This is a genomic window from Ruegeria sp. O4 (assembly GCF_056535125.1).
Map to the genome: position 1 here is coordinate 20,795 of NZ_JBQERO010000021.1, position 24,353 is coordinate 45,147.

General features: G+C 61.1%; 22 protein-coding genes. 7 read left to right on the forward strand and 15 right to left on the reverse strand.

Annotated elements, in window-relative coordinates; all coding sequences use genetic code 11:
- Positions 1 to 38 precede the first annotated feature (38 nt).
- From mutL to ACR0J7_RS17630, 5 genes are all read right to left on the reverse strand, one after another.
- Entirely contained in the window at positions 39 to 1,901 is a 1,863-nt protein-coding gene (mutL, locus tag ACR0J7_RS17610) for a DNA mismatch repair endonuclease MutL (RefSeq protein ID WP_480774259.1), read from the reverse strand.
- Between the two features lie 261 nt (positions 1,902 to 2,162).
- Positions 2,163 to 3,092, reverse strand: coding sequence for a metal ABC transporter permease (locus ACR0J7_RS17615; protein WP_480915131.1), 930 nt, complete (start codon positions 3,090 to 3,092; stop codon positions 2,163 to 2,165).
- Positions 3,089 to 4,294 (reverse strand): metal ABC transporter permease, encoded by a 1,206-nt coding sequence (locus tag ACR0J7_RS17620; RefSeq protein WP_480915133.1) that lies wholly within the window; start codon positions 4,292 to 4,294, stop codon positions 3,089 to 3,091. The genes ACR0J7_RS17615 and ACR0J7_RS17620 overlap by 4 nt, the downstream gene beginning before the upstream one ends.
- A gap of 3 nt (positions 4,295 to 4,297) precedes the next feature.
- Positions 4,298 to 5,101, reverse strand: a complete 804-nt coding sequence (locus ACR0J7_RS17625) for a metal ABC transporter ATP-binding protein (RefSeq protein WP_480560493.1) — start codon at positions 5,099 to 5,101, stop codon at positions 4,298 to 4,300.
- A 3-nt stretch (positions 5,102 to 5,104) separates the two neighbouring features.
- Positions 5,105 to 6,058: a metal ABC transporter solute-binding protein, Zn/Mn family gene (locus ACR0J7_RS17630; protein ID WP_480911778.1), complete on the reverse strand. Its 954-nt coding sequence runs from the start codon at positions 6,056 to 6,058 to the stop codon at positions 5,105 to 5,107.
- A gap of 198 nt (positions 6,059 to 6,256) precedes the next feature.
- On the opposite strand from ACR0J7_RS17630, the gene deoC reads away from it, so the two are divergent.
- The 3 genes from deoC to ACR0J7_RS17645 all read left to right on the forward strand — a co-directional run bounded on the left by deoC (position 6,257) and on the right by ACR0J7_RS17645 (position 10,670).
- Complete coding sequence (gene deoC, locus ACR0J7_RS17635; protein ID WP_480915135.1) at positions 6,257 to 7,255, forward strand: deoxyribose-phosphate aldolase; 999 nt, start codon at positions 6,257 to 6,259, stop codon at positions 7,253 to 7,255.
- A 47-nt stretch (positions 7,256 to 7,302) separates the two neighbouring features.
- Positions 7,303 to 9,636 carry an aldehyde dehydrogenase family protein gene (locus tag ACR0J7_RS17640; RefSeq protein WP_480833342.1) on the forward strand — a complete coding sequence of 778 codons (2,334 nt, stop codon included), beginning with the start codon at positions 7,303 to 7,305 and terminating at the stop codon, positions 9,634 to 9,636.
- 224 nt (positions 9,637 to 9,860) lie between these two features.
- A complete protein-coding gene (locus ACR0J7_RS17645; protein ID WP_480538540.1) occupies positions 9,861 to 10,670 on the forward strand; it encodes an SDR family oxidoreductase in 810 nt (269 codons plus the stop codon).
- A gap of 22 nt (positions 10,671 to 10,692) precedes the next feature.
- On the opposite strand, the gene ACR0J7_RS17650 is transcribed toward ACR0J7_RS17645, so the two are convergent.
- The 7 genes from ACR0J7_RS17650 to ACR0J7_RS17680 all read right to left on the reverse strand — a co-directional run bounded on the left by ACR0J7_RS17650 (position 10,693) and on the right by ACR0J7_RS17680 (position 19,164).
- A complete protein-coding gene (locus ACR0J7_RS17650; protein WP_480774265.1) occupies positions 10,693 to 12,003 on the reverse strand; it encodes a M16 family metallopeptidase in 1,311 nt (436 codons plus the stop codon).
- On the reverse strand, positions 12,000 to 13,340 hold the full coding sequence (locus ACR0J7_RS17655) for a M16 family metallopeptidase (RefSeq protein ID WP_480911786.1): 1,341 nt from the start codon (positions 13,338 to 13,340) through the stop codon (positions 12,000 to 12,002). The genes ACR0J7_RS17650 and ACR0J7_RS17655 overlap by 4 nt, the downstream gene beginning before the upstream one ends.
- Positions 13,341 to 13,421: 81 nt before the next feature.
- Positions 13,422 to 13,937, reverse strand: coding sequence for a DUF3035 domain-containing protein (locus ACR0J7_RS17660; protein ID WP_480482853.1), 516 nt, complete (start codon positions 13,935 to 13,937; stop codon positions 13,422 to 13,424).
- A gap of 50 nt (positions 13,938 to 13,987) precedes the next feature.
- The gene (gene lspA, locus ACR0J7_RS17665) at positions 13,988 to 14,464 is read right to left on the reverse strand and encodes a signal peptidase II (RefSeq protein WP_267363500.1); all 477 of its coding nucleotides are present in this window, start codon (positions 14,462 to 14,464) and stop codon (positions 13,988 to 13,990) included.
- Positions 14,464 to 16,053, reverse strand: coding sequence for a bifunctional phosphoribosylaminoimidazolecarboxamide formyltransferase/IMP cyclohydrolase (gene purH, locus ACR0J7_RS17670; RefSeq protein WP_480915137.1), 1,590 nt, complete (start codon positions 16,051 to 16,053; stop codon positions 14,464 to 14,466). The genes lspA and purH overlap by 1 nt, the downstream gene beginning before the upstream one ends.
- A gap of 22 nt (positions 16,054 to 16,075) precedes the next feature.
- Positions 16,076 to 17,815 carry a heparinase II/III family protein gene (locus tag ACR0J7_RS17675; RefSeq protein WP_267363502.1) on the reverse strand — a complete coding sequence of 580 codons (1,740 nt, stop codon included), beginning with the start codon at positions 17,813 to 17,815 and terminating at the stop codon, positions 16,076 to 16,078.
- Positions 17,816 to 17,904: 89 nt separating this feature from the next.
- Entirely contained in the window at positions 17,905 to 19,164 is a 1,260-nt protein-coding gene (locus ACR0J7_RS17680) for an RsmB/NOP family class I SAM-dependent RNA methyltransferase (RefSeq protein ID WP_480915139.1), read from the reverse strand.
- A gap of 88 nt (positions 19,165 to 19,252) precedes the next feature.
- Between ACR0J7_RS17680 and ACR0J7_RS17685 the strand changes: the two genes are divergently transcribed.
- Positions 19,253 to 19,435 (forward strand): DUF1674 domain-containing protein, encoded by a 183-nt coding sequence (locus tag ACR0J7_RS17685; protein WP_209505084.1) that lies wholly within the window; start codon positions 19,253 to 19,255, stop codon positions 19,433 to 19,435.
- A gap of 4 nt (positions 19,436 to 19,439) precedes the next feature.
- Here ACR0J7_RS17685 and ACR0J7_RS17690 read toward each other — a convergent pair whose 3' ends face one another.
- Positions 19,440 to 20,294 carry a LysR family transcriptional regulator gene (locus ACR0J7_RS17690; protein ID WP_480622587.1) on the reverse strand — a complete coding sequence of 285 codons (855 nt, stop codon included), beginning with the start codon at positions 20,292 to 20,294 and terminating at the stop codon, positions 19,440 to 19,442.
- Positions 20,295 to 20,393: 99 nt separating this feature from the next.
- Here ACR0J7_RS17690 and tmpA point away from each other — a divergent pair, with 99 nt between their 5' ends.
- Genes tmpA through ACR0J7_RS17705 form a run of 3 tightly spaced genes read left to right on the forward strand, consistent with a single transcriptional unit; the run spans position 20,394 to position 22,782 of the window.
- Positions 20,394 to 21,530, forward strand: a complete 1,137-nt coding sequence (tmpA, locus tag ACR0J7_RS17695; RefSeq protein ID WP_480915141.1) for a 2-trimethylaminoethylphosphonate dioxygenase — start codon at positions 20,394 to 20,396, stop codon at positions 21,528 to 21,530.
- The gene (gene tmpB / locus ACR0J7_RS17700; protein WP_480560513.1) at positions 21,527 to 22,117 is read left to right on the forward strand and encodes a (R)-1-hydroxy-2-trimethylaminoethylphosphonate oxygenase; all 591 of its coding nucleotides are present in this window, start codon (positions 21,527 to 21,529) and stop codon (positions 22,115 to 22,117) included. The genes tmpA and tmpB overlap by 4 nt, the downstream gene beginning before the upstream one ends.
- Positions 22,114 to 22,782 carry an ureidoglycolate lyase gene (locus ACR0J7_RS17705; protein WP_267363508.1) on the forward strand — a complete coding sequence of 223 codons (669 nt, stop codon included), beginning with the start codon at positions 22,114 to 22,116 and terminating at the stop codon, positions 22,780 to 22,782. The genes tmpB and ACR0J7_RS17705 overlap by 4 nt, the downstream gene beginning before the upstream one ends.
- On the opposite strand, the gene ACR0J7_RS17710 is transcribed toward ACR0J7_RS17705, so the two are convergent.
- Together ACR0J7_RS17710 and dapB are read right to left on the reverse strand one after the other, a co-directional pair.
- Positions 22,769 to 23,452: a DUF2306 domain-containing protein gene (locus ACR0J7_RS17710; protein WP_480482835.1), complete on the reverse strand. Its 684-nt coding sequence runs from the start codon at positions 23,450 to 23,452 to the stop codon at positions 22,769 to 22,771. The genes ACR0J7_RS17705 and ACR0J7_RS17710 overlap by 14 nt on opposite strands.
- A 39-nt stretch (positions 23,453 to 23,491) precedes the next feature.
- Positions 23,492 to 24,301 carry a 4-hydroxy-tetrahydrodipicolinate reductase gene (dapB, locus tag ACR0J7_RS17715; protein WP_480482833.1) on the reverse strand — a complete coding sequence of 270 codons (810 nt, stop codon included), beginning with the start codon at positions 24,299 to 24,301 and terminating at the stop codon, positions 23,492 to 23,494.
- Positions 24,302 to 24,353: the final 52 nt, after the last annotated feature.

Here is a 24,353-nt window from a genome sequence, read left to right on the forward strand (position 1 = left end):
TTTTGTTTCTGTCTTCTTAAGGCCTGTTTGACACCAAATCAACTGCGCCCGAACAGGCGTTCGATATCGCTTAGCTTCAGTTCCACATATGTGGGTCGCCCGTGATTGCACTGGCCGGAATGCGGCGTCGCCTCCATCTCGCGCAGCAGGGCGTTCATTTCCTCGGCCCGCATCCGGCGGCCGGACCGGACCGAGCCGTGGCAGGCAACCCGGCTGAGGATCGCCTCGATCCTTGCCTGCACCATCTGTGTTTCGCCCTGATCGGCCAGTTCGTCGAGGATATCCAGGATCATCGCGCGCGCATCGACCTCGCCCAGAATGGCCGGGGTTTCGCGCACGGCAATTGCGCCTCCGCCAAAGGGTTCGATGGTCAGCCCCAAACGGGACAGATCATCACAGACCGCCATCAGACGGGCGCAGTCGCCTTCGGACAACTCAACAATCTCAGGGATCAAAAGTGCCTGCGCCGCGACGCCTGTCTCGGCCATCTGTGTTTTCAGCTTTTCATAGACCAGCCGTTCATGCGCGGCGTGCTGATCAACGATCACCATTCCATCGGCAGTCTGGGCGATGATGTAGTTTTCATGCACCTGCCCGCGCGCAGCGCCCAGCGGAAGGTTTTGCGCATCAGGCTCCTGACCCTGTGATACGGGTGCAACCGGGGTCGGATCGACAATGCTGCCGCTGTAATCATGCGCCAGTTCCGCAAAACCCGGAGCCTGCGCCCGGTACGCGGCCTGGCGCGCTGCGGGCGACGGGCGATCCATCTGATAGACCCGCGCTGGTGCAGACTGCGCAGGCTCCGGTCTCATTGCACCCAGGGTCGCATTGGCCACGGTCGATGACGCACGATGCCCTGCCTCGGCCAAAGCGTGGCGCAGGCTGGACACGATAAGCCCGCGCGCAACGCCGGGATCGCGGAACCGGACCTCGGACTTGGCAGGGTGAACGTTCACGTCAACCAATGTCGGGTCGCAGTCGATGAACAATGCCGCGGCCGGGTGACGGTCCCGGCTGAGGAAATCGAAATAGGCCGCCCGCAAAGCGCCGGTCAGCATCTTGTCGCGCACGGGACGCCCGTTGACGAAAAGGTACTGCGCCACCGCAGCGCCACGGGAATAGGTCGGCAGGGCCGCATAACCAAAAAGCCTGAGACCGTCGCGCGTGGCATCGATCCGCAGCGCATTCTCGGCAAACTCGCGCCCTATCACACGGGCAAGACGGGCGTGCAGGGCATCAAACAGGTCGCCATTCTCGCGATCCGCGCGGAAGATAACACGGCCTTCGCCACCGCCCGAGACATCGCGCAGGGTAAATGTGACGGATGGTTCGGCCATAGCCAGCCGTTTCACCATGTCCGTGATCGCCTGCGCCTCGGCCCGGTCGGTGCGCATGAATTTCAGCCGTGCGGGGGTGGCGAAAAACAGATCGCGCAGTTCGACCACCGTGCCCGCGCGCAGGGCGGCAGGCTTGACCGAACCCATCTTGCCACCCGCAACATGGATCTGCGCCGCGTCCGCACCGGGCACGCGACTGGTTATGGTCAGGCGTCCGACAGCCCCCAACGAGGGCAAAGCTTCGCCTCGAAACCCGAAGGTGTGGATATTCAGCAGGTCCGATCCGTCGATCTTTGATGTGGCATGGCGCGACAGGGCAAGCGGCAAATCTTGGGCCGGGATGCCGCACCCATCGTCGGTCACGCGGATCAGTGTCTTTCCCCCGTCGGCGATTTCGACGGCTACACGCGCGGCCCCAGCATCAAGCGCATTCTCGACCAGTTCCTTGACCGCCGAGGCCGGGCGTTCCACCACTTCACCCGCCGCAATACGGTTGATGGCAGCATCGTCAAGCTGTCTGATCACGGGGCGATTTTCGCTGATATTGGGGTTTGTCTGCGCCATACCCCTAGACCTAGCACAACCGCGCACGATTCTGCCACCGGTTTGAGCATGTCTTCTGATCGGAAAGGGGCGCCCGGATGGCCGTGAATGAATCCCCATTCCGTACCATCCGGGCCTACCAGAGTGAGTGGTGTGTTCAGCTAATCAATGGGCAGCCTCTAGCACGAGACTTCCCAAAAATCTGCTTAAGATTAACCTTAACGGCATCTGGGCAGAGTTTGGCCGATGACGCATGGGCATCTGCGGCAGGAAAATGCCGTCTCAGGCTGATGTCTGAACACCAACACGTGTGCGGCATGGGCCAAACATGGCCGCCAGTGCCAGGATCAGCCCGGACATCGTTGCGATCATCCCCGCCGCACTGACCGCATCCGCTGCACCCAGCCACAGGGGTCCGTAGCCTGCCAGCACATACCCTGTCACGGCAGAGGTTATAGCGATCACGACACTCCAGCCAATCTGCGCCTCAAGCCGGTTGGTCAGCATCCGCGCGGCTGCCGGAGGGCAAATAAACATCGCGATCACGATGATCGAGCCCACAGCGTCAAAAGCGGCAACCGCCGCGATGGCTGCAGTGATGACGAGCGCCATACCCAGAAGTCCCGTGCGAATACCAATCGTGCGGGCGAAACCTTCGTCAAAGGTGGAAATTTTCAGCGGCCGCCAGAACAGCCATGTGAACAGCATCACTCCGACCAGTGTCAGCGCTATACGGGGCAGTTCCGGGGGCAATCCGGCAAGGGCCTGAGCGTCCAGCACCGAGGACCACCCGGTCGCGTCCAGCCAGATCAGGCTTTCGAGATTGCCGTAAAGCGCGTGTTCCACATCCAGATGCACGGTTGACGTATCCGTCTGCTCTAGCAGCAGGACGCCTGCCGCGAACATGGTGGTAAAGACCACGCCCATGGCGGCCCCGGGTTCGATCTGCCCCAGTCGGCGAATGGCCTCGATCAGGACAACAGCCAGAACCGCGGCCCCTGCCGCGCCCAACATCATCGGCCAAGTGGATATGGCCCCTGTCAGCAGAAACGCAACAACGATACCCGGCAGCACCACATGGCTAATCGCATCGCCGATCAGCGCCTGTTTTCGCAACACAAGAAAGTTGCCGGGCAAGGCACAGGCGATGGCCGCACATGTTCCGATCAGCAGCGGCGTCAGAGACAGCGGGACGAATTCTTCACCACTCATGCCGGTATCCCCTGCGGCCCGCCAATCTGGCGGTCGATCTCATCAATCTGGTCCCGTGTCAGAACAGACTCGATATCGCGCAATCCGTCATAGAGCGCAGCTGTCGCCTCGTGCGCCTGATCGGCACGCACGATTTCCCATCGCTTTTCATCCCGCAGGGCTTTGGCCGCGCGGGCCTTGCCGGTGTCCGTCGCCACGCCATCCGCCCGGACCAGCCCGGCACGCCGCAGCAAACGCAAGGTCAGGGGCTCATAGATCTTCTGCCCTTGCGCCATCGCCAGAAGTCCCTGACGAATATGCACCCGGCGCTGAAACCGCAGATGCCGCAGCACCGCCGCCAGAACGCCGCGCACTGGGGCGAAGAAGAGGGAGGCGAGGAAAAAGGCAAAGCTGACCAGTACGATGATCGGGCCGGTTGGAAGATTGGGCGCAGATGCGGATATGGCAGCGCCGATATATCCGGCCAGCCCACCGGCCAGCCCGGCCAACAGAACAACGCGTTCCGAGCGGTCAGACCAGAACCGGGCGGTCACTGCCGGAATGATCAGCAAAGCCACGATCAGGATCAGGCCGACGATTTTCAGGCCGACCACGGTCACGGCCATGACCAGCCCCATCATGGCCAGGTCGATACGATGCACTGGCAACCCGCGCGCCGCTGCGTATTCGGGGTCGAATGCGACAAGGGTCATCGGACGACGGATGATCAGCACCAGAGCCAAGGTCAAGGCGCCACCAAGTGCGATGATCACCGCATCGGCCCACAGCATTCCAGCGGTCGAACCCAACAGGAAACCTTCCAGCCCGGCCTGACGGCCAACCCCCATGGTTTGGATGACCGTCAGCAGCACGATCCCAAAGCCGAAGAACACAGACAGGACCGCACCGATCGCGGCGTCCTCGGCCAGTCGGGTGCGCCGTGTCAGCCAGTTCATGCACAACAGACCAACCCAGGCTGAAATGGCGGACCCCACCAACAGGCCCGGCAGGTTGCGCCCGTCCCCACCCAGCGCGACCAGCACCATGAAAGCGATACAGACGCCCGGCAGGGTTGCATGGCTGATTGCGTCGCTGACAAGGGCGCGCTTGCGCAGAAACAGGAAGGTCCCTGTCACGCCCGCCGACACGCCAAGCAATGTCGCACCGATGGCAACCAGCGTGGCGTTATAGCCAAGCTGAAGGGTCAGAGCATCCCAAAGCATGAACTATCCCAGCGCGCGTGAAATCTGATCGATCTGGGCCGTTGCCAACCTGCCACCATAGGCCGATTGCAGCGTTTCCGCCGTGAAGGCCTCGGCCACCGGCCCTTCGGCCACCTTGCGAGTGTTGATCAGGAAAACGTGGTCGAAATAGTCGGTCACGGTGGCCAGATCATGATGCACGACAACGACTGTCTTACCGGCCTCTTTCAGGGATTTCAGCACCGCGATGATGGCTTTTTCGGTAGCAGCGTCGACACCGGCAAACGGCTCGTCCAGCAGGTACAGATCTGCATCCTGAGCCAGAGCACGCGCCAGAAACACACGCTGTTGCTGGCCACCGGACAGCTGGCCAATCTGGCGATCCGCGAAATCGCGCATTCCGACACGGTTCAGGCAATCCATCGCACGGGCCTTGTGGCGCGCGCGCAAGCGGCCCAACAGGCCCAGTTCACGCGACAGACCCATCAGAACCACGTCGATCACCCGTGTCGGGAAATCCCAGTCCACGCTGGCACGCTGGGGAACATAGGCGACACGTGCGCGTTGTGAATTCAGCGGCTGACCAAATACGGTCACCTGCCCCGACAATGGCGTAACGATGCCCAGCGCCGCCTTGAGCAGCGTTGACTTTCCAGCACCGTTCGGCCCGATAATGGCGGTCATCGCGCCGGGCGTTACTGTCATATCAACCGAAAAGACCGCTGGCTTCTGCCCGTAGGAAACCGTCAGGCCCCGCACAGCCAGAGGGCTGTCATCCAGATTATGTTCCTGGATCGTCACACCTTCGTTGCTGATCAGCCCCAGCATCTTTCAGAACCCCGCTGACAGTTTGCCGTCCATGCCGCGATCGGGAACATCCCCGCCCAATGCGCCTGCGATGACGGTGACATTGTGATCAAGCATCCCGATGTAAGTGCCTTCGTAGGTGCCATCCTCGCCCATGGCGTCCGAGAACAACTCGCCCCCGACCTTCACCTCGTGCCCTTTGGCTGTGGCCCCTTCGATCAGCGCGCGGATCGACCGGTCAGAAACCGAGCTTTCGACGAAGACCGCCGTGATCCGGCGATCAACCAACAGGTCAACCAACTCTCCGATCCGGTTCAGGCCCGCCTCGGATTGGGTCGAGATGCCCTGAATGCCCAGTACCTCGAACCCGAAACTTTCGCCGAAATAGCCAAAGGCGTCGTGGGCGGTGACCAGAACCTTGTTGTGGTCCGGTACCGAAGACAGGGTTTTCTCGGCATAGGCCGTCAGACGGTCTATGTCGGCCAGATGGGCTTGTGCATTGGCCGCAAAAACCTCGGCTGCTTCGGGGCGGGCTTCGGTCAGCGCACGCTGCACTTCCACAACAACTTCGCGCCACAGCGCGGGTGTCATCCAGACATGCGGATCATACTTGTCGGCATAATCATCATGCGCACGCAGCATGGACTTATCTACGCCCTCTGCAACCGCAATGACGGTCCGTTTCCGCTCGAGATCATGAAAGAAGTCTTCCATTTGCGCTTCGAGATACAGGCCGTGCCACAGAACCAGATCTGCCCGAGTCATCGCCACGATATCGCTGCGCGTCTGGCGATAGGCATGGGGATCAACGCCGGGGCCCATAAGCCCTCTGACCTCAACCAGATCACCGCCGACCTGACGCGCTGCATCTGCAATCATGCCCGTCGTGGCGACCACTTTCAGCGGTGCCCCGGCAAAAGCCATAGCTGGCACCGAAAGGGCCAGAGCCAATAGTGCAAGGCAATGCCGACGAATCATTTCCAACCTCGACTTGGATACGTGTTGGATCAAATATGAGAACCATTCGCAACTAAGTCAACGCTAATGAGAATTATTCGCAAGAAAACCTCGATTATTTGTCCAAATGGTCAAAAATATTCGATCGTTGCGCCGGAACACCTTCCATTCCCGGCCCACCCGTGCGATTTTGTCGCAAACCTCCCAAAGGACGTAACCATGGATACGCAGAGCTCAGAAAGCCCCGTGCGCACCGCGCATCTGCCGCAAGTGACCGAACCCCGGAACCCCGGAATGGAACTGGATCTGGACTGGGTGCGCGCCATTCAGGCCAATACTTCCGCGATTGAACGGCGTGCGGCCACATTGCCGGGCCGCCGTTCGGTCAAGAAGGAATATCAGGCTGCGTGGCTGCTGAAAGCCATCACGATGATCGACCTGACCACGCTGTCGGGCGACGATACAGTGGGCCGGGTGCGCCGTCTGTGTGCAAAGGCCCGTCAGCCGGTTGCACCTTCGGTCCTTCAGGCGCTGGACATGCCACCGATCACGACCGGGGCGGTTTGCGTCTATCACGACATGATCGAAACCGCTGTAGACGCCCTGAAAGGCACTGGAATTCCGGTCGCTGCCGTGTCCACCGGCTTTCCCGCCGGACTGTCCCCGTTCCATCTGCGCGTGGCCGAGATCGAGGAAAGCGTGAAGGCCGGGGCCGAGGAAATCGACATCGTAATCTCGCGCCGTCACGTGCTGTCGGGGGACTGGCAGGCCCTTTATGATGAGATGAAGGCGTTCCGCGTGGCTTGTGGCGATGCCCATGTCAAAGCCATTCTTGCGACCGGAGAATTGGGTAGCCTGCGCAATGTCGCGCGCGCCTCGCTGGTGTGCATGATGGCCGGGGCGGATTTCATCAAGACCTCGACCGGCAAGGAAAGCGTCAACGCCACCCTGCCCGTGTCGTTGGTGATGATCCGCGCGATCCGCGACTATTATGACCGCACCGGATATCGGGTCGGCTACAAGCCTGCGGGTGGTATTTCGAAAGCCAAGGACGCGCTGGTTTATCTGTCGCTGATCAAGGACGAGCTGGGTGACCGCTGGCTGGAACCGGATCTGTTCCGCTTTGGCGCCTCATCGTTGCTGGGCGATATCGAACGGCAGTTGGAACACTATGTCACCGGGGCTTACTCGGCTGGTTACAGGCATTCGATGGGCTGAGCCCGCGGATATGTCTGGACAGTGAGTATTTGGGAAAAGATGAAGTCATGACAGTCAAAGAGATTTTTGAGACCATGGAATACGGCCCCGCCCCCGAAAGCGCCGCCGAGGTGCTGGCCTGGCTGGTCGATCAGGGCGACAAGTTCGGACACTATATCGACGGTGCTTTCACCAAGCCGGGCAAAGGGTTTGACAGCCGCAACCCGGCGACCGGGGAGGTTCTGGCCAAGCTGACGCAGGCCAAGCAGGCCGACGTGGACGCCGCTGTTGCCGCCGCGCGCAAGGCTCAGCCGAAATGGGAGAAACTGGGCGGCGCGGGCCGTGCGCGGTATCTCTATGCAATTGCGCGACTGCTGCAAAAGCATTCGCGTCTGTTTGCGGTGCTGGAAAGCCTCGACAACGGCAAACCGATCCGGGAATCGCGCGACATCGATATTCCGCTGGCGCAGCGGCATTTCTATTACCACGCCGGTATGGCGCAGCTGATGGAAAGCGAGCTGCCCGACGCTGAAGCGTTGGGTGTGTGCGGTCAGATCATTCCGTGGAACTTCCCCCTGCTGATGTTGGCGTGGAAGATCGCGCCTGCGCTGGCAATGGGAAATACGGTGGTTCTGAAACCCGCTGAGTATACCTCGCTGACGGCGCTGTTATTTGCCGATATCTGCACACAGGCCGGTCTGCCGAAAGGTGTCGTCAACATCGTCACCGGAGACGGTGCCGTGGGCGAGATGATCGTGGCCTCGGACGTGGACAAGATTGCCTTTACCGGCTCGACTGTTGTGGGCCGCCGCATCCGTGAGGCCACTGCCGGATCTGGTAAGGAACTGACATTGGAGCTGGGTGGCAAATCCGCGTACATCGTGTTTGATGACGCCGATATCGACTCGGCCATCGAAGGGCTGGTGGATGCGATCTGGTTCAATCAGGGTCAGGTCTGCTGTGCAGGTTCGCGCCTGCTGGTGCAGGAAGGCATCGCCGACCGTTTCCACGACAAGCTGCGCGCCCGGATGGACACGCTGCGCGTCGGCAATCCGCTGGACAAATGTATCGACGTGGGCGCGGTTGTGGACCCGGTTCAGTTGCAGACCATCAAAGGAATGGTCGAAAGCAACACAGCGGGCCATGTGCATCAAGCTGCCTGCGATCTTCCCGCAAACGGCTGCTACTACCCGCCGACACTGATCTCGGGGCTCGAGACCTCGGACCCGTTGATGCAGGAAGAGATCTTTGGTCCGGTGCTGGTGTCTTCGACTTTCCGCACACCAGAAGAGGCCGTCGAGCTGGCCAACAACACCCGGTATGGTCTGGCGGCGACCGTCTGGACCGAGAATGTGAACCTTGCGCTGGATATCGCGCCCAAGCTGGTTGCGGGCGTCGTCTGGGTGAATGCCACCAATCTGTTTGACGCTGCTGCCGGGTTCGGCGGGGTCCGCGAAAGCGGCTTTGGCCGCGAAGGTGGTTGGGAAGGGCTGACCGCCTATACCAGACCCAAGGGTAAGGCCAAGCCGCTGGCAAAGGTCGAGGCAGCCATGGGCGAAGGGGCACCGGTCGACCCGATTGACCGCACTGCCAAGTTGTATGTCGGCGGCAAGCAGGCGCGACCCGATGGTGGTTATTCGAAACCGGTTTGGGGCAAGTCCGGCCTGCTGGGCCATGTGGGTCTTGCCAACCGCAAGGACGTGCGCAACGCGGTCGAGGCTGCGGCAGGTGCCAAAAGCTGGTCCAGAACCACCGGCCATCTGCGGGCCCAGATCCTGTATTACATCGGCGAAAACCTCTCGGCCCGCGCCGGTGAATTCGCGGCGCGGATCGACGCCATGACCGGCAGGAAAGACGGCGCGAAAGAAGTCGAGGCTTCGATCCAACGCCTGTTCACTGCCGCCGCCTGGGCCGATAAGTATGACGGCCAGGTCCATGGTGTTCCGATCCGGGGCGTGGCCATCGCCATGAAGGAACCCGTTGGCGTGATCGGTGCGCTTTGCGCGGATGAGGCACCGCTGCTGGGTCTGGTCTCGGCCATGGCGCCTGCGATTGCGATGGGCAACCGGACGGTTCTGGTGGCTTCTGAGCCCTACCCGCTGGCGGCGACGGATTTCTACCAGATCCTTGAGACTTCGGACGTCCCTGCCGGTGTGGTCAACATCCTGACGGGCAGCCATGCGGAACTGGCGAAACCGCTGGCCTCGCATCTGAATGTCGACGCGGTCTGGTCGTTTTCGTCCACCGACCTGTCGAAAGAGATCGAGGTCGTTTCAGCCGGGAACCTGAAGCGGACCTGGGTCAATAACGCGACGGCATTTGACTGGAGCATGGACCATTCCCGCCGCTTCCTTCAGGCTGCAACAGAAGTGAAAAACATCTGGGTGCCCTACGGCGAGTAGGGCTCCCGCCAAGGGAGCGTTTACTTTGGTACTACCGACTGAGAAAACCAATCGGACTTCTATCGCTCGTTTGGTGATTTTTTCTTTGGTCGGCGCATTTGCGTGCTTGGTATTCTTACTCGCAAATCGCGAAACTCTTGTGCTTCCGATGATTGAGGAGATGCGCAACGAACTCAGTCAAGAGAATGGCGCTCACCCAGTAGATCAAAGATAAAGGGCGTTACATGGATTTTTCAGGACAAACCGTCATCGTGATTGGCGGAACCAGCGGTATCAATCGCGGCATTGCCGAGGCTTTTGCGGCCTCGGGTGCCAAACTGGCCGTGGCCAGCCGGTCGCGGGAAAAGGTCGATGACACCATCGCCGCGCTGAAAGCCGCAGGCGCACAGGATGCGATTGGGGCTGCGTTTGATGTGCGTGATGCCGACGCTGTGGCGGCGGGACTGAAGCAATTCCATGACGCCTTTGGGGATTTCGATGTGCTGATCTCGGGCGCGGCGGGCAACTTCCCGGCGCTGGCGTCCGAGATGTCGGTCAACGCGTTCAAGACCGTGATCGATATCGACCTGATGGGCACGATCCACGTGATGAAGGGGGCGTATCCGTTCCTCAAACGCCCCGGTGCCAGCATCATCAATATCTCGGCCCCGCAGTCCTACCTGCCGTACGAAGGCCAGTCGCATGTTTGCGCCGCCAAGGCGGGGGTGGATCAGATCACCCGCACGCTGTCGATGGAATGGGGTGTCGAAGGGATCAGGGTGAATTCGGTTGTGCCGGGGTTCATCGAAGGCACCGAGGGTGCGAAACGCCTTGCGCCCACCAAAAACGCCCACGAAGAACTGCGCCGCGACGTGCCGTTGGGCCGCTGGGGCCAGCCGCAGGACGTGGCCAACGCCTGCCTGTTCCTCAGCTCGGATCTGGCCAGCTATATCAGCGGCACGGTTCTGGCCGTGGATGGGGCACTTTATCAGCGCGGATCGGGCAAGTTCGGCCAGATGATGGGCGATATGCTGCGGAGTATGAAAAAGGGGTGAGTCGCATCTCACCCCTTGCAGTTCAGTTGGTAGTTTCCAGCCCAACCGGCTTTCCAACGACAGTGAAATGCAGGCCGTCCGGGTCCAAAAGTTCGGATGCAACGCGGTTCACGTCTTCCAGTGTGACCGCGTTCACCTTGTCATTGCGGGTGGCGATATAATCGATGGGCAATCCTTCCATCTGCATCCCCACCATGATCCCGGCAATCTGCCCGTTGCCATCAAAGCGCAGCGGATAAGCGCCAGTCAGATAGGTCTTGGCATCGTCCAGTTCCTTCTGCGTCACCCCTTCGGTGGCGGCATGCGCCCATTCGTTGCGAATAACCTCTATCGCCTCGGCAATGCGGTCATTGGCCGATGACACCGACCCCAGGTAAACCGAGGCCAGATCCTTGGGCACAAGATAGGTTCCAACCCCATAGGTCAGGCCACGCTTTTCACGCACCTCTTGCATCAGACGGCTTTCGAACCCGCCACCGCCAAGGATGTGGTTCAGGATATAGGCGGCAAAGAAATCAGGATCGTCCCGATCTATTCCGGCATGGCCAAACAGCGCCACGGATTGCGGGGTGTCAAACTCGACAACACTGATCCCGCCGGAGATGGTCACGTTGGCCTTGCCCGGGATGGGCTTGCCCGTTTCCGGCAGGTCGGCGAGCAATGTGTCAAGCAATGCGCCCAGTTCTTCGGCCGTGATATCGCCGACGGCCCCCACATAAAGTCGATCCTTGGCAAAAACGCTTTCATACGCCGCTACCACATCATCCCGTGTCAGCGCCGAGACGCTTTCGATCGTGCCCTTGCCTTCGGAACCATAAGGGTGATCGCCATAGGCCATCTGGGCAAAGCTGCGGCCTGCAATCTCGTTCGGGTCGGTTTGATCTGATCGCAGCCCGGACAGGATTTGTGCGCGCACACGGTCAACCGCGTCCTGATCAAAGCGTGGTTCGTGAATCGTCTCACGCAGCAGGTCGGCAACCTCATCCCGGTTTTCGGTCAGAAAACGTGCGGAAATCGAAACCGTGTCGTCACCGGCGTTATAGCGGAACGATGCGGCCAGCGCCTCAAGCTCGCGCGCATAGGTCCGCGCGTCCATTTCACCGGACCCTTCCTCGATCAGCCCGCTCATCAGATAGACGGCGCCGCGCTTGTCCGGGTCGTCCAGCGACGTACCGCCACGAAAGCGCAGCTCGAGCGCGGTGAAAGGGATCGAGTGATCCTCGACCAGCCATGCGGTGATCCCGCCGGGTGAGGTCACTTCTTCAATCTCGATCTCGGCCAAGGCAGGCAGAGCAACCAGACAGGCAATCAGCGTTGCGAGAAACCGTTTCATTGCGTTACCTCATCATCGCGCATCAGCCAGCCGGTGACCGACGCCTCGGGTTGCAGAACATCGCGGGCGGCGGCGATGATTTCGTCGCCGGTCACAGCCTGAAGAATATCAGGCCATGCCTGCACGTCCTGTATTGTCAGGCCGCTGGTCAGGGCGCGCCCATAGCGGTTGCCGATCCCGTCCACATTGTCGCGCGCATAGGTCTGCGCGGCCCGCAACTGCATCTTGATGCGGTTCAGATCGTCCTCGTCGACACCTTCGGCAATGAAATCGGCCACGGCCTGGTCCATGGCATCTTCGGCCTCTTGCAGGGAAACCCCTTCGGCGGGAACCACCAGCAGATCGAATGTTGTGTCATCCAGCGAGACGTCACGATAGAACGCCCCGGTATAAACAGCCATTTTCTGATCGAATTGCAGCTTTTCGTTCAGGTAAGAGGTCGTGCTGCCCCCCAGCAGTTCCGCCAACAGAAACAGGGCTGCCGCCTTTTCCTGATCGCCCGGATCGCGTTCGGGCGCCAGGTAACTGCGCTGGACATAGGGCTGCGCCACGCGAGGGTCCTTGAAAGTCAGACGGCGTTCGGCGGTTTGCGGGGGCTCCTGCGACCGGACCCGTTCCGGCAAATCCGCATTGGCCGGGATCACACCGTAATACTGATCGGCCAGAGTGCGGACCTTGGCGGGATCAACGTCTCCGGTGACAACCAGAATAGCGTTATTGGGCGCATAGTGGGTCTGGTAGAAAGACAACGCGTCTTCCAGTTCCAGTTCTTCCATCTCGTGCTTCCAGCCGATGATCGGCACGCCATAACGGTGATTGAGGTATTGTGCCGCGCTCATCTGTTCGCCGAACAGAGCGCGCGGGTTGTTTTCGGTGCGCTGGTTGCGTTCCTCAAGGATCACATCGCGCTCGGTCACGATATCCTCATCGCTCAGGCGTATGTTCCGCATACGGTCCGATTCCATGCGCATCATCAACTCAAGCCGGTCGGCGGCGACGCGCTGGAAATAGGCAGTGTAATCATACGAGGTGAACGCGTTGTCGTTGCCGCCATTGGCCGCGACGGTAGCCGAGAATTCACCTGGCGCCAAAGTATCTGTGCCCTTGAACAACAGGTGTTCAAGAAAATGCGCGACACCCGACGATCCGATCGGCTCATCCGCCGATCCGGCGCGGTACCAGACCATGTGCTGCACGACAGGCGCGCGGTGATCTTCGACCACGACGACATCCATGCCGTTGTCCAAAGTGAATGTGGTGACCGCTTCTTTCCCACCCCCGGCAAAAGCCGGTGTGGTGGCGATCAGGGCAGCCGACAAGGCAAGGGCCCGAACCATGGGGCATCCTCCGTTTCGTTTCTGTCATTCAAACTACGGTGGTGCGGCCCGGGTTCAAGCCCGATGACGGAAAGTTAAGAATTATTCATTCGGGGGCGAGGTCGGGGTTTCGACCCCGGCCCGGCGGGCGGCATCGGTTTCCGAATACGGATCAATCGACTGGCGTTCGTAGACCTGATTATAGCGGTCGACGGGGAACAGGCGCAGACCGGTCCAGCGGCCCCGGCGTTTGCGGAACGCGGCATCCTCGGCTTCGACCACTTGCCGTGCATCGGCTGGCACGCCATAACGGCTGGACGCCGTCACAAGCGCTGCATCCGACGACGGCACACCGGCATTGGGGTTCAGGGCGGCGGCATTACCGCCCAGCGCGATCACCGCATCGGCCTGAGGGGTCGGGTCTGTCAGATTTCCACCACCCGGCGTCGGTGCCGGCAGGAACGCGTAATCCTGAGGCTGGGTCAGCGGCTTGACCGGCAATACCGAAAACTCATCCGGACCCTGTCCCGGAGGCGCCAGATCCCGCAGTCCGGGATTCGAACATGCCGCAACCGCAGCGGCAACTGTCAGAACAAATATGGCGCGCGGCATCCGCATTGGTGTCTCCAGCCTGTTTCAGGCGCTTTTATCGCATATCATTCCGCGCGTCACGAGGGCTTTTTGCCGTCAAACAAAACCAGCCCCAGCGCTCCGGCGAATATGAACACATCCGCCAAGTTGAACACAAACGGGTTGTTGATGCCACAGCAGGACATGTTCAGGAAATCCAGAACAAACCCATAAAGAAGCCGGTCGACCACATTCCCAAGCGCTCCGCCGATCAGCAGGCCGCCACAGAACAACATGAATTTCGAACGCGTCGAACGACCAAGCCAGACAAGAACACCGATGCAGATCACCACGGACACACCGATCAAAAACCAGCGCGCAGCCTCAGAGTCGCCCTGAAACAGACCGAAATTGATGCCCCGATTCTCGCCGTATTTGAACACCAGCAGCGGTGGCAGAACATCGATACCGTCGGGCCGTTCAGCCACGCGCAGGACGTGAACGACCAGATATTTGCTGATCTGGTCGATCGCGAAGGCGGCCAAGGCCGCCCAGAGAAGCAGGCGTGACCGCATCAGTGACGGAAATGACGCATGCCGGTGAAGACCATCGCCAGTCCTGCCTCATCGGCTGCGGCGATCACTTCATCGTCGCGCATGGACCCGCCCGGCTGAATGACGCAGGTCGCGCCCGCTTCGGCGGCTTCCATCAACCCGTCGGGGAAGGGGAAAAACGCATCCGATGCCACGGCGGAACCGATGGTCAGCGGTTGCGGCAAGCCCAGCGTTTCGGCCATACGTTCGGCTTTCTTGGCCGCGATCAGGGCCGAATCCACGCGGCTCATCTGCCCCGCGCCAACACCCACGGTTGCGCCATCCTTGACGTAGACGATGGCGTTGGATTTGACGTGTTTGGCCACTTTCCACGCGAACAACAGGTCACGCATCTGCGCGTCGGTCGGGGCTTTCTTGGTCACGACCTTGAGGTCGTCCATGCCGATAAACCCGTTGTCCTTATCCTGCACCAACAGCCCGCCTGCCACCTGACGGACGGTTTTGCCACCTTCGGTTACATCCGGCAGCGCCTCGGTTGTCAGCAGACGCAGGTTTTTCTTGGCGGCAAAAATCGCCTTGGCCTCGTCCGAGGCACCGGGGGCAATTACAACCTCGGTGAAGATGCCCGTAATCTCTTGCGCTGTTTCTGCATCCAGCGGCTGGTTCAGCGCAACAATGCCACCAAAAGCCGAGGTGCGGTCGCAGTCAAATGCCGCCTTGTACGCCTCAAGAAGGGTTGCACCTGTGGCTACACCGCAAGGGTTGGCGTGTTTGATGATGGCGCATGCCGCGCCTTTCACCGGATCAAACTCGGCCACCAGCTCAAAAGCCGCGTCCGTGTCGTTGATGTTGTTATAGCTCAGTTCCTTGCCCTGATGCTGAACGGCGGTGGCGACGCCGGGGCGGTTGGTGCCGTCCGTATAGAACGCTGCCTGCTGGTGGCTGTTTTCGCCATACCGCAGGGTCTGCTTCAACTCACCGGCAAATGCGCGGCGCTTTGGGGCGTCCAGTTGCAGCGCATCGGCCATCCAGTTCGACACGGCGGCGTCATAAGCCGCTGTTCGTGCATAGGCCTTTTGCGCCAGCCACTGGCGGAAGCCATAGGATGTCTTGCCGTAGTTTTCTTCCAGCTGATCCAGCAGCGAGGAATAATCCTCGACATCCACCACCACGTTCACGAAGGCATGGTTTTTTGAGGCCGCGCGGATCATCGCCGGGCCGCCGATGTCGATATTCTCGATACATTCGTCATAACTCGCGCCCTTGGCGACGGTTGCCTCGAACGGGTAGAGATTCACGACCAGCAGGTCGATGGCACCGATGCCATGTTCCTCCATCGCCGCGACGTGGGTGTCATTGTCGCGCAGCGCCAGCAACCCGCCATGCACCATCGGGTGCAGCGTCTTGACCCGGCCATCCATCATCTCGGGGAACCCGGTAATTTCGCTGACATCGCGCACCTCAAGCCCTGCATCGCGCAGCGCCTTGGCAGTGCCGCCGGTCGACAACAGTTCGATCCCGCGCTCGGACAGCGCCTTGCCCAGCTCGATCAGCCCGGTCTTGTCGGAAACGGAAAGCAACGCGCGGCGCACGGGGTGAAGGTCGGTCATGGGTCCAAAGGTCCTTTTGGCGTCAGTCAAACTTGGGCTCGTCCCGGTGCGTATCGCGCACGGCATAGGCTGTATCCTGCGCCTTGCTCAGCGTCCACCGGATGCGCGTCGCATACTCCATTGCGCGGCCAGATAGAACGATCTGTTTTGTCGCGCGTGGCTTTAAACGGCCTTTTTCAAGGTAAACACTTGGTTCGACAGATAATTTTCCCACACCATCATGGCGGAAAACCCAGATCTCGCCGCTTTTGAGCGCCATCGACACTGCCGCCCCGCCCAGATCCAGCGCAGCATCAACGTCAGGATGCAGATGAAAACGGATGTCATAGCCAATGCCCTTGAGGCCCGAGGCGTCCATCGCCCTGTCGAACTGACGCTTGGCCTTGTCGGTTGCGGTCAGCAGAATATCCTCGACCGTCAGCTCACGCCCGTCAAAACGCAATTCGAATGTGCGCGCGTGGGTCAGCCCGAAGACTTTGACATACCCATCATGCCCGGCCATGAAACGGATGCCTTCGAACGCATCTTCAAAATCGACCGGAACGTCCCGCGGCGCGTCGACCAGCGCCTGACTTTCGCGGCCCGGCAACGGGTTGGCCAACCGCGCGCTCGAGAACCCGTCCAGACACAGGGTTGAGTGAGAAGGCGTCGCACGCCCGGCACGGCGCCAATCCAGCCCGAAACTGGCCCCCGATCCACAATTCACGATCAAAGGGCGGCGCCCCGAGGTCAGCTCGAACGCCAGCGTGGATGCGTGCGCGTTGAATGAAGCCGCTCCGGACGGCGGCGCGCTGGCATCCACGATCACTGTGGTGCGCGCTGCGGACAGGCGGGCATAGCCCATTGGCAGTTCGGTCGCCGCCTTGTGCTTGACGCCACTTTGCGCAAGCGCCTGTTCCAGCCGCCCTTCGACCCCGCGCCCGCCACCGTGAAACCGCGCCAGCGCGCCATCCGCATGGCGCAGACTGCGCAAGGTCGGTGCGATCCGCTTGATCGCCTTGGCCTGCGCAACGGGTGTGCCGCGTCCAAGGTCGCTGAGCGCCGCCGACGTCCAGCTGAGCAGCATGAACACTTCAAGCAGCTCTTCCGGGTTGCGTGTTGGAATACCGCCCTGTGCGTCCACCTGCCGGTCACACTCGCCAGCCAAAGCCCGCAGGGCCGGATCGGCCATCTGCTCCAACCCCTCCAGCGCCAATCCGGCTTGCACAAGACCGGCCAGCGCCTCGAAACGCGGCAACCCGGGTGTCGCGGCCTGCCAGCGTTTGGACAGGAACCATGTTTGCTGCGCCAAAGACCGAAAGAACAGCTTGCTTTGCTTTTCATCTGCCCCGCGCAGCAGAAAGAGTGCATGGTTGATCCAGCGCATCACTCGCCGCCCGGTCAGGTCAGGCACCCAGCCGGGGCCCTGCCCGCGGCCATGCGCCTCGATCCAGCCCCAGACCCAGCGCTGCGCTTTTTCCCGTGCACGCATATCACCGACGGCGGCCAGATCATCCAGCCATGCAAAACCATGGCGTTCCTCGTCAAAGCCGGCGCTGGGGGCAATGACATCCCACAACGCTGTATCGTCTGCCTCGACCAAATAGCCGGCGAACAAGAGATTCCCCGCAACCAGCTGCCGCCCGCGCGCAAACGAACCAACGGTGCGCGGCTGGGGCTGCGCAACAAACCCCGTAGCTGCCTTTTGCCGTTGGCTGAGACGCGCGTAGAAACGGTTTTGAAACCGCATCCACCGACTGGCCATGGTGTCCGAATTTGACATGCGCGTGTTACTCTGCCCCTTGCGCTCTGCTGGCGCTTGAGACCCAACGATAGACCGCGCCGATCGTCAAGTCATCGAAAAGCGTGCACTCAGGCGGATTTGTTCAGGCAGGCGATATAGAACCCGTCCATACCCCCTCGATCGGGCCAGTAGTCGGGCCGCAGACGCAGGCCGCCTTCCTCGGTGATCCAATTGTCTTCGATGCCGGAGAGCTTCAGTGCCTCGCGATCAACACGCATGTCCGGATACATGCCCAGCGCGTCTTCGATCTGAACCTCGCCCTCATCCGGCAAAAGCGAACAGGTGCAATAGACCAGCCGCCCGCCAGGTTTCAGCAGCGTCCATGCGTGGGCCAGCATCTGCGCCTGCAATTCGATCAATCCGCCAAATTCCGAGCCATCCTTGGCAAAGGGCAAGTCAGGATGCCTGCGGATCGTACCCGTGGCCGAGCAGGGCGCGTCCAGCAAAATCGCGTCGTACTGACCCTGATGGTCCAGCGCGTCACCCACGATGACTTCTGCCGTCAATCCGGTTCGCGCTAGGTTTTCGCGCACGCGTTCTGTGCGCGCCGCGGATACATCCAGCGCCGTCACATCCGAGCCCGCCGCAGCCAGTTGCATGGTTTTACCGCCCGGTGCCGCGCAAAGGTCCAACACCTTTTCGCCCGCCTTCGGTGCCAGAACACGCACCGGCAGCGCGGCTGCTGCGTCCTGCACCCACCAATCCCCAGCCTTGTATCCCGGCAAGGCCGAGACCTGACCCGCATCCTGAATGCGCACAGACCCGGTAGGCAGCTTTTCGCCCGAAGGGATTTCCGCCCCCGGCTTCAGGGTAAGGTCCAGCGGTGCGCCCGCGAAATGCGCCTGTTCCATTCCGGCCACCGCTTCGGCACCCCACGCCGCGATCAGCGGATCTCGCAACCACTCCGGCAGGCGCGGGACACGCATTTTCGGCCATGCTTCGGGACCCTCGGACGCGACCTTGCGTAAAACGGCATTCACCAAGCCTTTCAGACGCCCGTGCTTGCGCGAGCGGCTGATGATTTCAACCATGGAGTTCACCACCCCATGCGCAGCTTCCCCGTTGCACAGTTCGACCGCGCCCAGCCGCAGCGCGTTGTGTACGGTCAGGGCGGGTGTTCGGTTCAGGTGGTTGTCCAGCAGACGGTCGGCGCGCTCCAGCCCGCGCAGGGTTTCCGAGGCCAGCCGCTGGGCACGCGCGCGATCCTCTGGCCCCAACCGATCCAAAGCGCCCGCAGCGAGGCATTCAGACAACAGGCGGCCTTCGCCCAGAACCTGATCCAACAGATAGATTGCGCTGCGCCGTGCTGCTGTCGCGCTGTTTGTCATGGTACCGCCTTCATGTGACCTGTGCCCGCATTGCCATTGGCGGACGCGGGCGTATATCAAGGCTATGCACGGAAAGGAACCCGATGTCATGAGTGACGACCGCAAAGACCTGCCCCCCGCCGCCCAACGCGCGCTGGCCGAAGCGGAAGAACGCCGCCAAAAAGCCCAGGCCGAAGCCAGGGAAATGCCCAAGGAACTGGGCGGGCGCGATGGGCTGGACCCCGCCCGTTACGGTGATTGGGAAAAGAAAGGCATCGCCATCGATTTCTAGGCCCTCAGCCGCGCAGCGCCTTCAGAAAATCATCGATCAGGGCGCGCTGTTTTCTGGACTGCGCCCGATCTTCGGGCCATGTCAGCCAATATCCGTCCTTGGTCTGCAGCTCTGGCAGCTCTAACCTGCGCAACCGGCCATCCTTTAGATCACCGGACGCCAGCGGAACCGAGCCCAGCACAATCCCCATTCCGCGCCTTGCCGCCGAAACGGCGTGTTCCATCGAATCGAAACTGACATGTGATGGCGCGACGTCCCCGTGCCCGTATTTCCGGTTCCACTCGCGCCAGCCCGGACGCTCGCCGCGCAGATCGATCAGGGGGGCACCCCATTCAACGCCCGGCGCGGCCATCGGCACCAGCACCTCATGCGCGATCAACGCCGCGTCGCGCCCGGCCCACACTCCGCGACCATAGCGGATTTGCAGCCAGGTGCGTTCCTCATCCAGCGACGACCGGCGCGCAACCGAGTCGGTCATCACCCGCACCTCGGGGCGCAGATTTCGGAACACAGGCAGGGCTGGCACAACAAGGGCGTGGATGTTTGATGACAACCCGGCGACCCTGAGTTCGCGTGGCGATTTTCCAAACAGATCCTCAGTGTTGCGTTCCAACGCCAGCAGGCTGTCCTGCACCAGCGGCAGATAGCTTTCGCCTTCGACCGTCAGCGACACGCCGCGCGCCTCGCGCACAAACAGGGACCGGCCCAGCCACGCCTCAAGATTGCCGATCCTTTGACTGACAGCGGCCTGCGTCAACCCGAACTCTTTCGCAGCCGCCGAAAACCCGCCAAGCCGCCCAGCGGCTTCGAACACACGCAACCAATCCAGTGGCGGTAATCCAGTCTTATTTTTAGCCATTAGTTTTTCCAAGCCTCAGCCGAAATAAGGATTAATTGTCGTAATGCCACGAACGGCGTATCTGCTCAACCAAAGCTCGCGCCGAACAGGAGACCCCCAATGCTGCGCACCGCCACCCACGACACCTCGATTGTTACAGTCGCGTTTGACACCGGGGCCAAGGCCCGTTTCCACGCCATCTGGCTGCGCGACAACGCGCTGGACGCTGATACCCGCGCGCCGGGCAACGGTCAGCGCCTGATCACCATCGGCGATATTCCTGCCGACATCTCGGTCAGTTCAGCCGAGGTGGTCGCAGGTGACCTGCAAGTCACGTTCCAGCCTGAGAGCAAAACCGTCACCTTCCCGGCGGACTGGTTGGCCGAAAACAGCTACGACCGCGATCATGACATTGCGCTGGGTCGCATCGCCCCCGGCATCACGACCTGGGAAAGTGGCATCGCCGCGCCCAGCGGCGATTGGAACGAGGTCCATGCCAGCCCGGCGGCCAAGCGCAATTGGCTGGCCGCTGTGGCCGAGTTCGGCTTTGCCAAGCTGACCGGCGGCCCGACCGAGCCTGAATCATTGCTGAAGGTCGCTGACCTGTTCGGCTATGTCCGCGAAACCAATTATGGCCCCTATTTCGAGGTGCGGACCGAGGTGAACCCGACCAACCTTGCCTATACCGGGCTTGGCCTTCAGGCGCATACCGACAACCCCTATCGCGACCCGGTGCCGACCTTGCAAATCCTCTATTGTCTGGAAAACTCGGCTGAAGGTGGAGAGTCCATCGTTGTTGACGGCTTCCGCGCCATCGAAAAACTGCGTGACGCAAACCCCGAAGGCTTTGCCCTGCTGGCTGGATATCCGGCGCGGTTCGAGTACAAGGGCTCGGACGGGGTCTGCCTGCGGTCGCGCCGCCCGATGATCGAGTTGTCGCCGGATGGCGAGTTGATCGGCATCCGCTTCAACAACCGCTCTTCCGCCCCCTTTGTGGATGTGCCGTTTGACAAGATGGAGGCTTATTACGCCGCCTATCGCCAACTGGGAGATATCATCGACGATCCGGCGATGGGCGTGTCGTTCAAACTGGAACCGGGGGAAAGCTTTATCGTCGACAACACCCGCGTCCTGCACGCGCGGCTTGGCTATTCCGGGGCCGGATCGCGCTGGTTGCAGGGATGTTACGCCGACAAGGACGGGTTGCTGTCCACACTGGCGGCGATGGAGATGGCGCAACCGGAGGCGGCGGAATGAAACCTGATTTCTCGACCCTGAACCGGGACAATATCGTCGCCTTCATCGGCGACATCTTTGCGCGCCGCGGCGGTGAAGAATATCTGGGCGAGCCTGTCACCATGGCCCAGCACATGCTGCAAGGTGCAACCATTGCCGAGCAGAACGGGTTGCCCGAGGAAATTATCGTGGGCGCCTTGCTGCACGACATCGGCCATTTCACATCCGAGTTCGGCACCTACCACCCCGACGACACCGAAGACCGTCATCATGAGGACGCGGGCGCCGAGGTGCTGGAGCAGTTCTTCCCCTCGGTCATCACCGATTGCTGCCGCTATCACGTGGCAGCCAAGCGGTATCTTTGTGCCACCAAACCCGAGTATTTCAATCGCCTGTCCGCGGCGTCGGTTCACACGTTGGAACTGCAAGGTGGTCCGATGAGCGCCGAAGAAGTTGCCGCGTTCGAAGCCAACCCGAACCTGAAAGAGATCATTCAGGTCCGCTATCTGGATGAGGCCGGCAAACGCGCGGATATGGAAACCCCGGACTTTGCACATTTTGCGCCGATGGTGCAGCGTATGGTCGACAAGCACATGGAGGCCGCATGAACGCCCCGGAATACATCTTTGAAGCCAGCACCAAACCCTCGCTGCCCTGGCACGAGGTTCCCCTGATCCGCGCGACGGACGCCTCGGTCAAAGGCTATGGGTGTCTGGTCGATGATCCCGAAGGGTTCGAGATCGAGATCACCCGCTGGCCACAACAGGGGTGGCGGCCGATCGATGAAGGCACCGGCGACGAAGGCGGCTGGGTCGAAGGCACCTTTCGCGGTGAGTGGAAGGGCGACGTGCTTTATGGCGAGAACGAAGCGGTCAATGGCCACTATGTCCTCGGCTGGTCCACCGATCCGCAGCAGGCACAGACAAGCCGCCAAACAGCGCCCCGCGATCAGGTGCTGCTGTGGCACATGAACTACCACCCGGATGGCGGGCAGATGTTCTGGCCGCTCGACAACAAGCCCTTCATCATTCCTGCCGCGTTGCCCGGCGACAACCTGACACCAGAAAAGGTGGTGGCGTTCTGGTGCGACGGTTCGCGCGGGCTGTATATCCATCCCGGTATCTGGCACGAGGGGATATTCCCGGTTGAAGACAACCAGCGGTTCCTCGATCGGCAGGGTGCGGTGCACGCCCGCGTCAGCGCTGATATCGGTCAGGAATTTGGCGTCTACCTCGCCTGCCCGCTGCGCGCCGACAAGATCAGGGATTTGTGATCAGAGCCCCCCGATGAGCAGATCGGCAACGCGCGATCCAAATCTGCGTAGCCAGCAGGTATGGTACGAAGAACGCGAAGTTCTGAACCTGATCGAAAGGGCCCGAGAAATCAGGCTCTGACCCCAACCCGCCGGTCAACAGATACCAAACCGTATAATGCACACGGTAGAGCCACGACCCCAGCGCCAGCCAGAACAGACGCAGACCCCATGCCCAATGGCCAGCACGATCCGCGAATATAGCCATGCGCGCCACCATCAGAGCTGCAGTGAACAGGCAGAGCCCATACAAGAAAAACGCTGCAGACATCATCGGTCCACCGATCGTTCCCCGCAGGGGGATATAGGTCATTCCTGCCAGTCCGGTGATCAAAGCCGACGCAATCAGAGCCACACCCAAGCCGCGGTGAAACCGATTGTATTTCAGCCGAAGCCCTTTCAGCAGCTGCAGCGGCACAAGAGCCACCAACACCGTTCCGGCAAGGATATGCAACATCATCGCCGCATTAGCGACACTCTGGTCATAGGCAAACAAGTAGCTTTTCTGTGCCGCGCTCTCAGACAGCCCGACGCCGATCATGTCAAACCCCTGCGCGACGAAGGGCAGCAGGGTCAGATAGAACAGGACCAGCACCAATCCGGTCATCACACGTGATGTCAGGTTCCCCATACGCCCGAGTGTAACGCCGTCGAGCGGCCCGTCTATGGCTTACAGCCCAAGCACATCCACCATGTCATATTGACCGGGGGATTTGCCCTGCCCCCACAGCGCCGCTTTCAACGCGCCGCGGGCAAAGATGGCGCGGTCGGTGGCCAGATGGCGCAGGACGATGCGTTCTCCAGGGGCGGCGAACAGGACATCATGTTCCCCCACGATGTCGCCGCCGCGAATAGCGTGAAAACCGATATCTCCACGCTTGCGCGCACCGGTGATGCCGTCCCGACCCCGGTCGGACACGTCCGACAACTCAACGCCACGCCCTTCGGCTGCGGCCTCTCCCAGCATCAAGGCGGTGCCCGAAGGTGCATCTACCTTGTGATGGTGGTGACCTTCGATGATCTCGATATCGAAATCCTCATCCAGCGCAGCTGCGACCTTTTTGGTCAATTGCACCAGAAGGTTGACGCCAAGGCTCATGTTTCCGGCTCGTACGATCACCGCATGGCGCGACGCGGGTTCCAGTGCTGCGATCTGTTCGTCGGACATGCCGGTGGTGCCGATCACATGCACACAGCGCGCCTGCGCGGCCAGCGCGGCGAAGTCCAGTGTCGCCTCGGGCGCGGTGAAGTCGATCACTGCCTGCGCCTGCGCAAAGGCCTCCAGCGGGTCGTCGGTGACGGTAACGCCCAGCGCCTGCCCGCCCATGACCGTGCCCACATCCTGACCGATCCAGTCATGGCCCTTGCGTTCGACCACGCCGACCAGACGCGCCTGATCGCTGTCCGACACGGTCTTGATCAGCATCTGCCCCATACGGCCCGAAGCCCCTGTGATGACGATCCCCGGAATATGGGTCATTGCGCTGGTCCTTTTCGTTAAGTCGGCTCAAAGCCTCCTACCCGGTTCGCGC

Excerpts from the sequence above, each read along its gene's own strand:
- ACR0J7_RS17660 (WP_480482853.1), bottom strand. The coding sequence starts at position 13,937 with ATGCGGATGCCGCGCGCCATATTTGTTCTGACAGTTGCCGCTGCGGTT.
- ACR0J7_RS17625 (WP_480560493.1), bottom strand. The coding sequence starts at position 5,101 with ATGCTGGGGCTGATCAGCAACGAAGGTGTGACGATCCAGGAACATAAT.
- ACR0J7_RS17645 (WP_480538540.1), top strand. The coding sequence starts at position 9,861 with ATGGATTTTTCAGGACAAACCGTCATCGTGATTGGCGGAACCAGCGGT.
- ACR0J7_RS17630 (WP_480911778.1), bottom strand. The coding sequence starts at position 6,058 with ATGATTCGTCGGCATTGCCTTGCACTATTGGCTCTGGCCCTTTCGGTG.
- dapB (WP_480482833.1), bottom strand. The coding sequence starts at position 24,301 with ATGACCCATATTCCGGGGATCGTCATCACAGGGGCTTCGGGCCGTATG.
- ACR0J7_RS17710 (WP_480482835.1), bottom strand. The coding sequence starts at position 23,452 with ATGGGGAACCTGACATCACGTGTGATGACCGGATTGGTGCTGGTCCTG.
- tmpB (WP_480560513.1), top strand. The coding sequence starts at position 21,527 with ATGAAACCTGATTTCTCGACCCTGAACCGGGACAATATCGTCGCCTTC.
- purH (WP_480915137.1), bottom strand. The coding sequence starts at position 16,053 with ATGACCGACCTTCACCCCGTGCGCCGCGCGTTGCTTTCCGTTTCCGAC.
- ACR0J7_RS17675 (WP_267363502.1), bottom strand. The coding sequence starts at position 17,815 with ATGTCAAATTCGGACACCATGGCCAGTCGGTGGATGCGGTTTCAAAAC.
- ACR0J7_RS17640 (WP_480833342.1), top strand. The coding sequence starts at position 7,303 with ATGACAGTCAAAGAGATTTTTGAGACCATGGAATACGGCCCCGCCCCC.
- ACR0J7_RS17680 (WP_480915139.1), bottom strand. The coding sequence starts at position 19,164 with ATGACAAACAGCGCGACAGCAGCACGGCGCAGCGCAATCTATCTGTTG.
- mutL (WP_480774259.1), bottom strand. The coding sequence starts at position 1,901 with ATGGCGCAGACAAACCCCAATATCAGCGAAAATCGCCCCGTGATCAGA.
- ACR0J7_RS17705 (WP_267363508.1), top strand. The coding sequence starts at position 22,114 with ATGAACGCCCCGGAATACATCTTTGAAGCCAGCACCAAACCCTCGCTG.
- ACR0J7_RS17685 (WP_209505084.1), top strand. The coding sequence starts at position 19,253 with ATGAGTGACGACCGCAAAGACCTGCCCCCCGCCGCCCAACGCGCGCTG.
- deoC (WP_480915135.1), top strand. The coding sequence starts at position 6,257 with ATGGATACGCAGAGCTCAGAAAGCCCCGTGCGCACCGCGCATCTGCCG.
- ACR0J7_RS17655 (WP_480911786.1), bottom strand. The coding sequence starts at position 13,340 with ATGGTTCGGGCCCTTGCCTTGTCGGCTGCCCTGATCGCCACCACACCG.
- ACR0J7_RS17620 (WP_480915133.1), bottom strand. The coding sequence starts at position 4,294 with ATGCTTTGGGATGCTCTGACCCTTCAGCTTGGCTATAACGCCACGCTG.
- ACR0J7_RS17690 (WP_480622587.1), bottom strand. The coding sequence starts at position 20,294 with ATGGCTAAAAATAAGACTGGATTACCGCCACTGGATTGGTTGCGTGTG.
- ACR0J7_RS17615 (WP_480915131.1), bottom strand. The coding sequence starts at position 3,092 with ATGAGTGGTGAAGAATTCGTCCCGCTGTCTCTGACGCCGCTGCTGATC.
- ACR0J7_RS17650 (WP_480774265.1), bottom strand. The coding sequence starts at position 12,003 with ATGAAACGGTTTCTCGCAACGCTGATTGCCTGTCTGGTTGCTCTGCCT.
- lspA (WP_267363500.1), bottom strand. The coding sequence starts at position 14,464 with ATGCGGTCACGCCTGCTTCTCTGGGCGGCCTTGGCCGCCTTCGCGATC.
- tmpA (WP_480915141.1), top strand. The coding sequence starts at position 20,394 with ATGCTGCGCACCGCCACCCACGACACCTCGATTGTTACAGTCGCGTTT.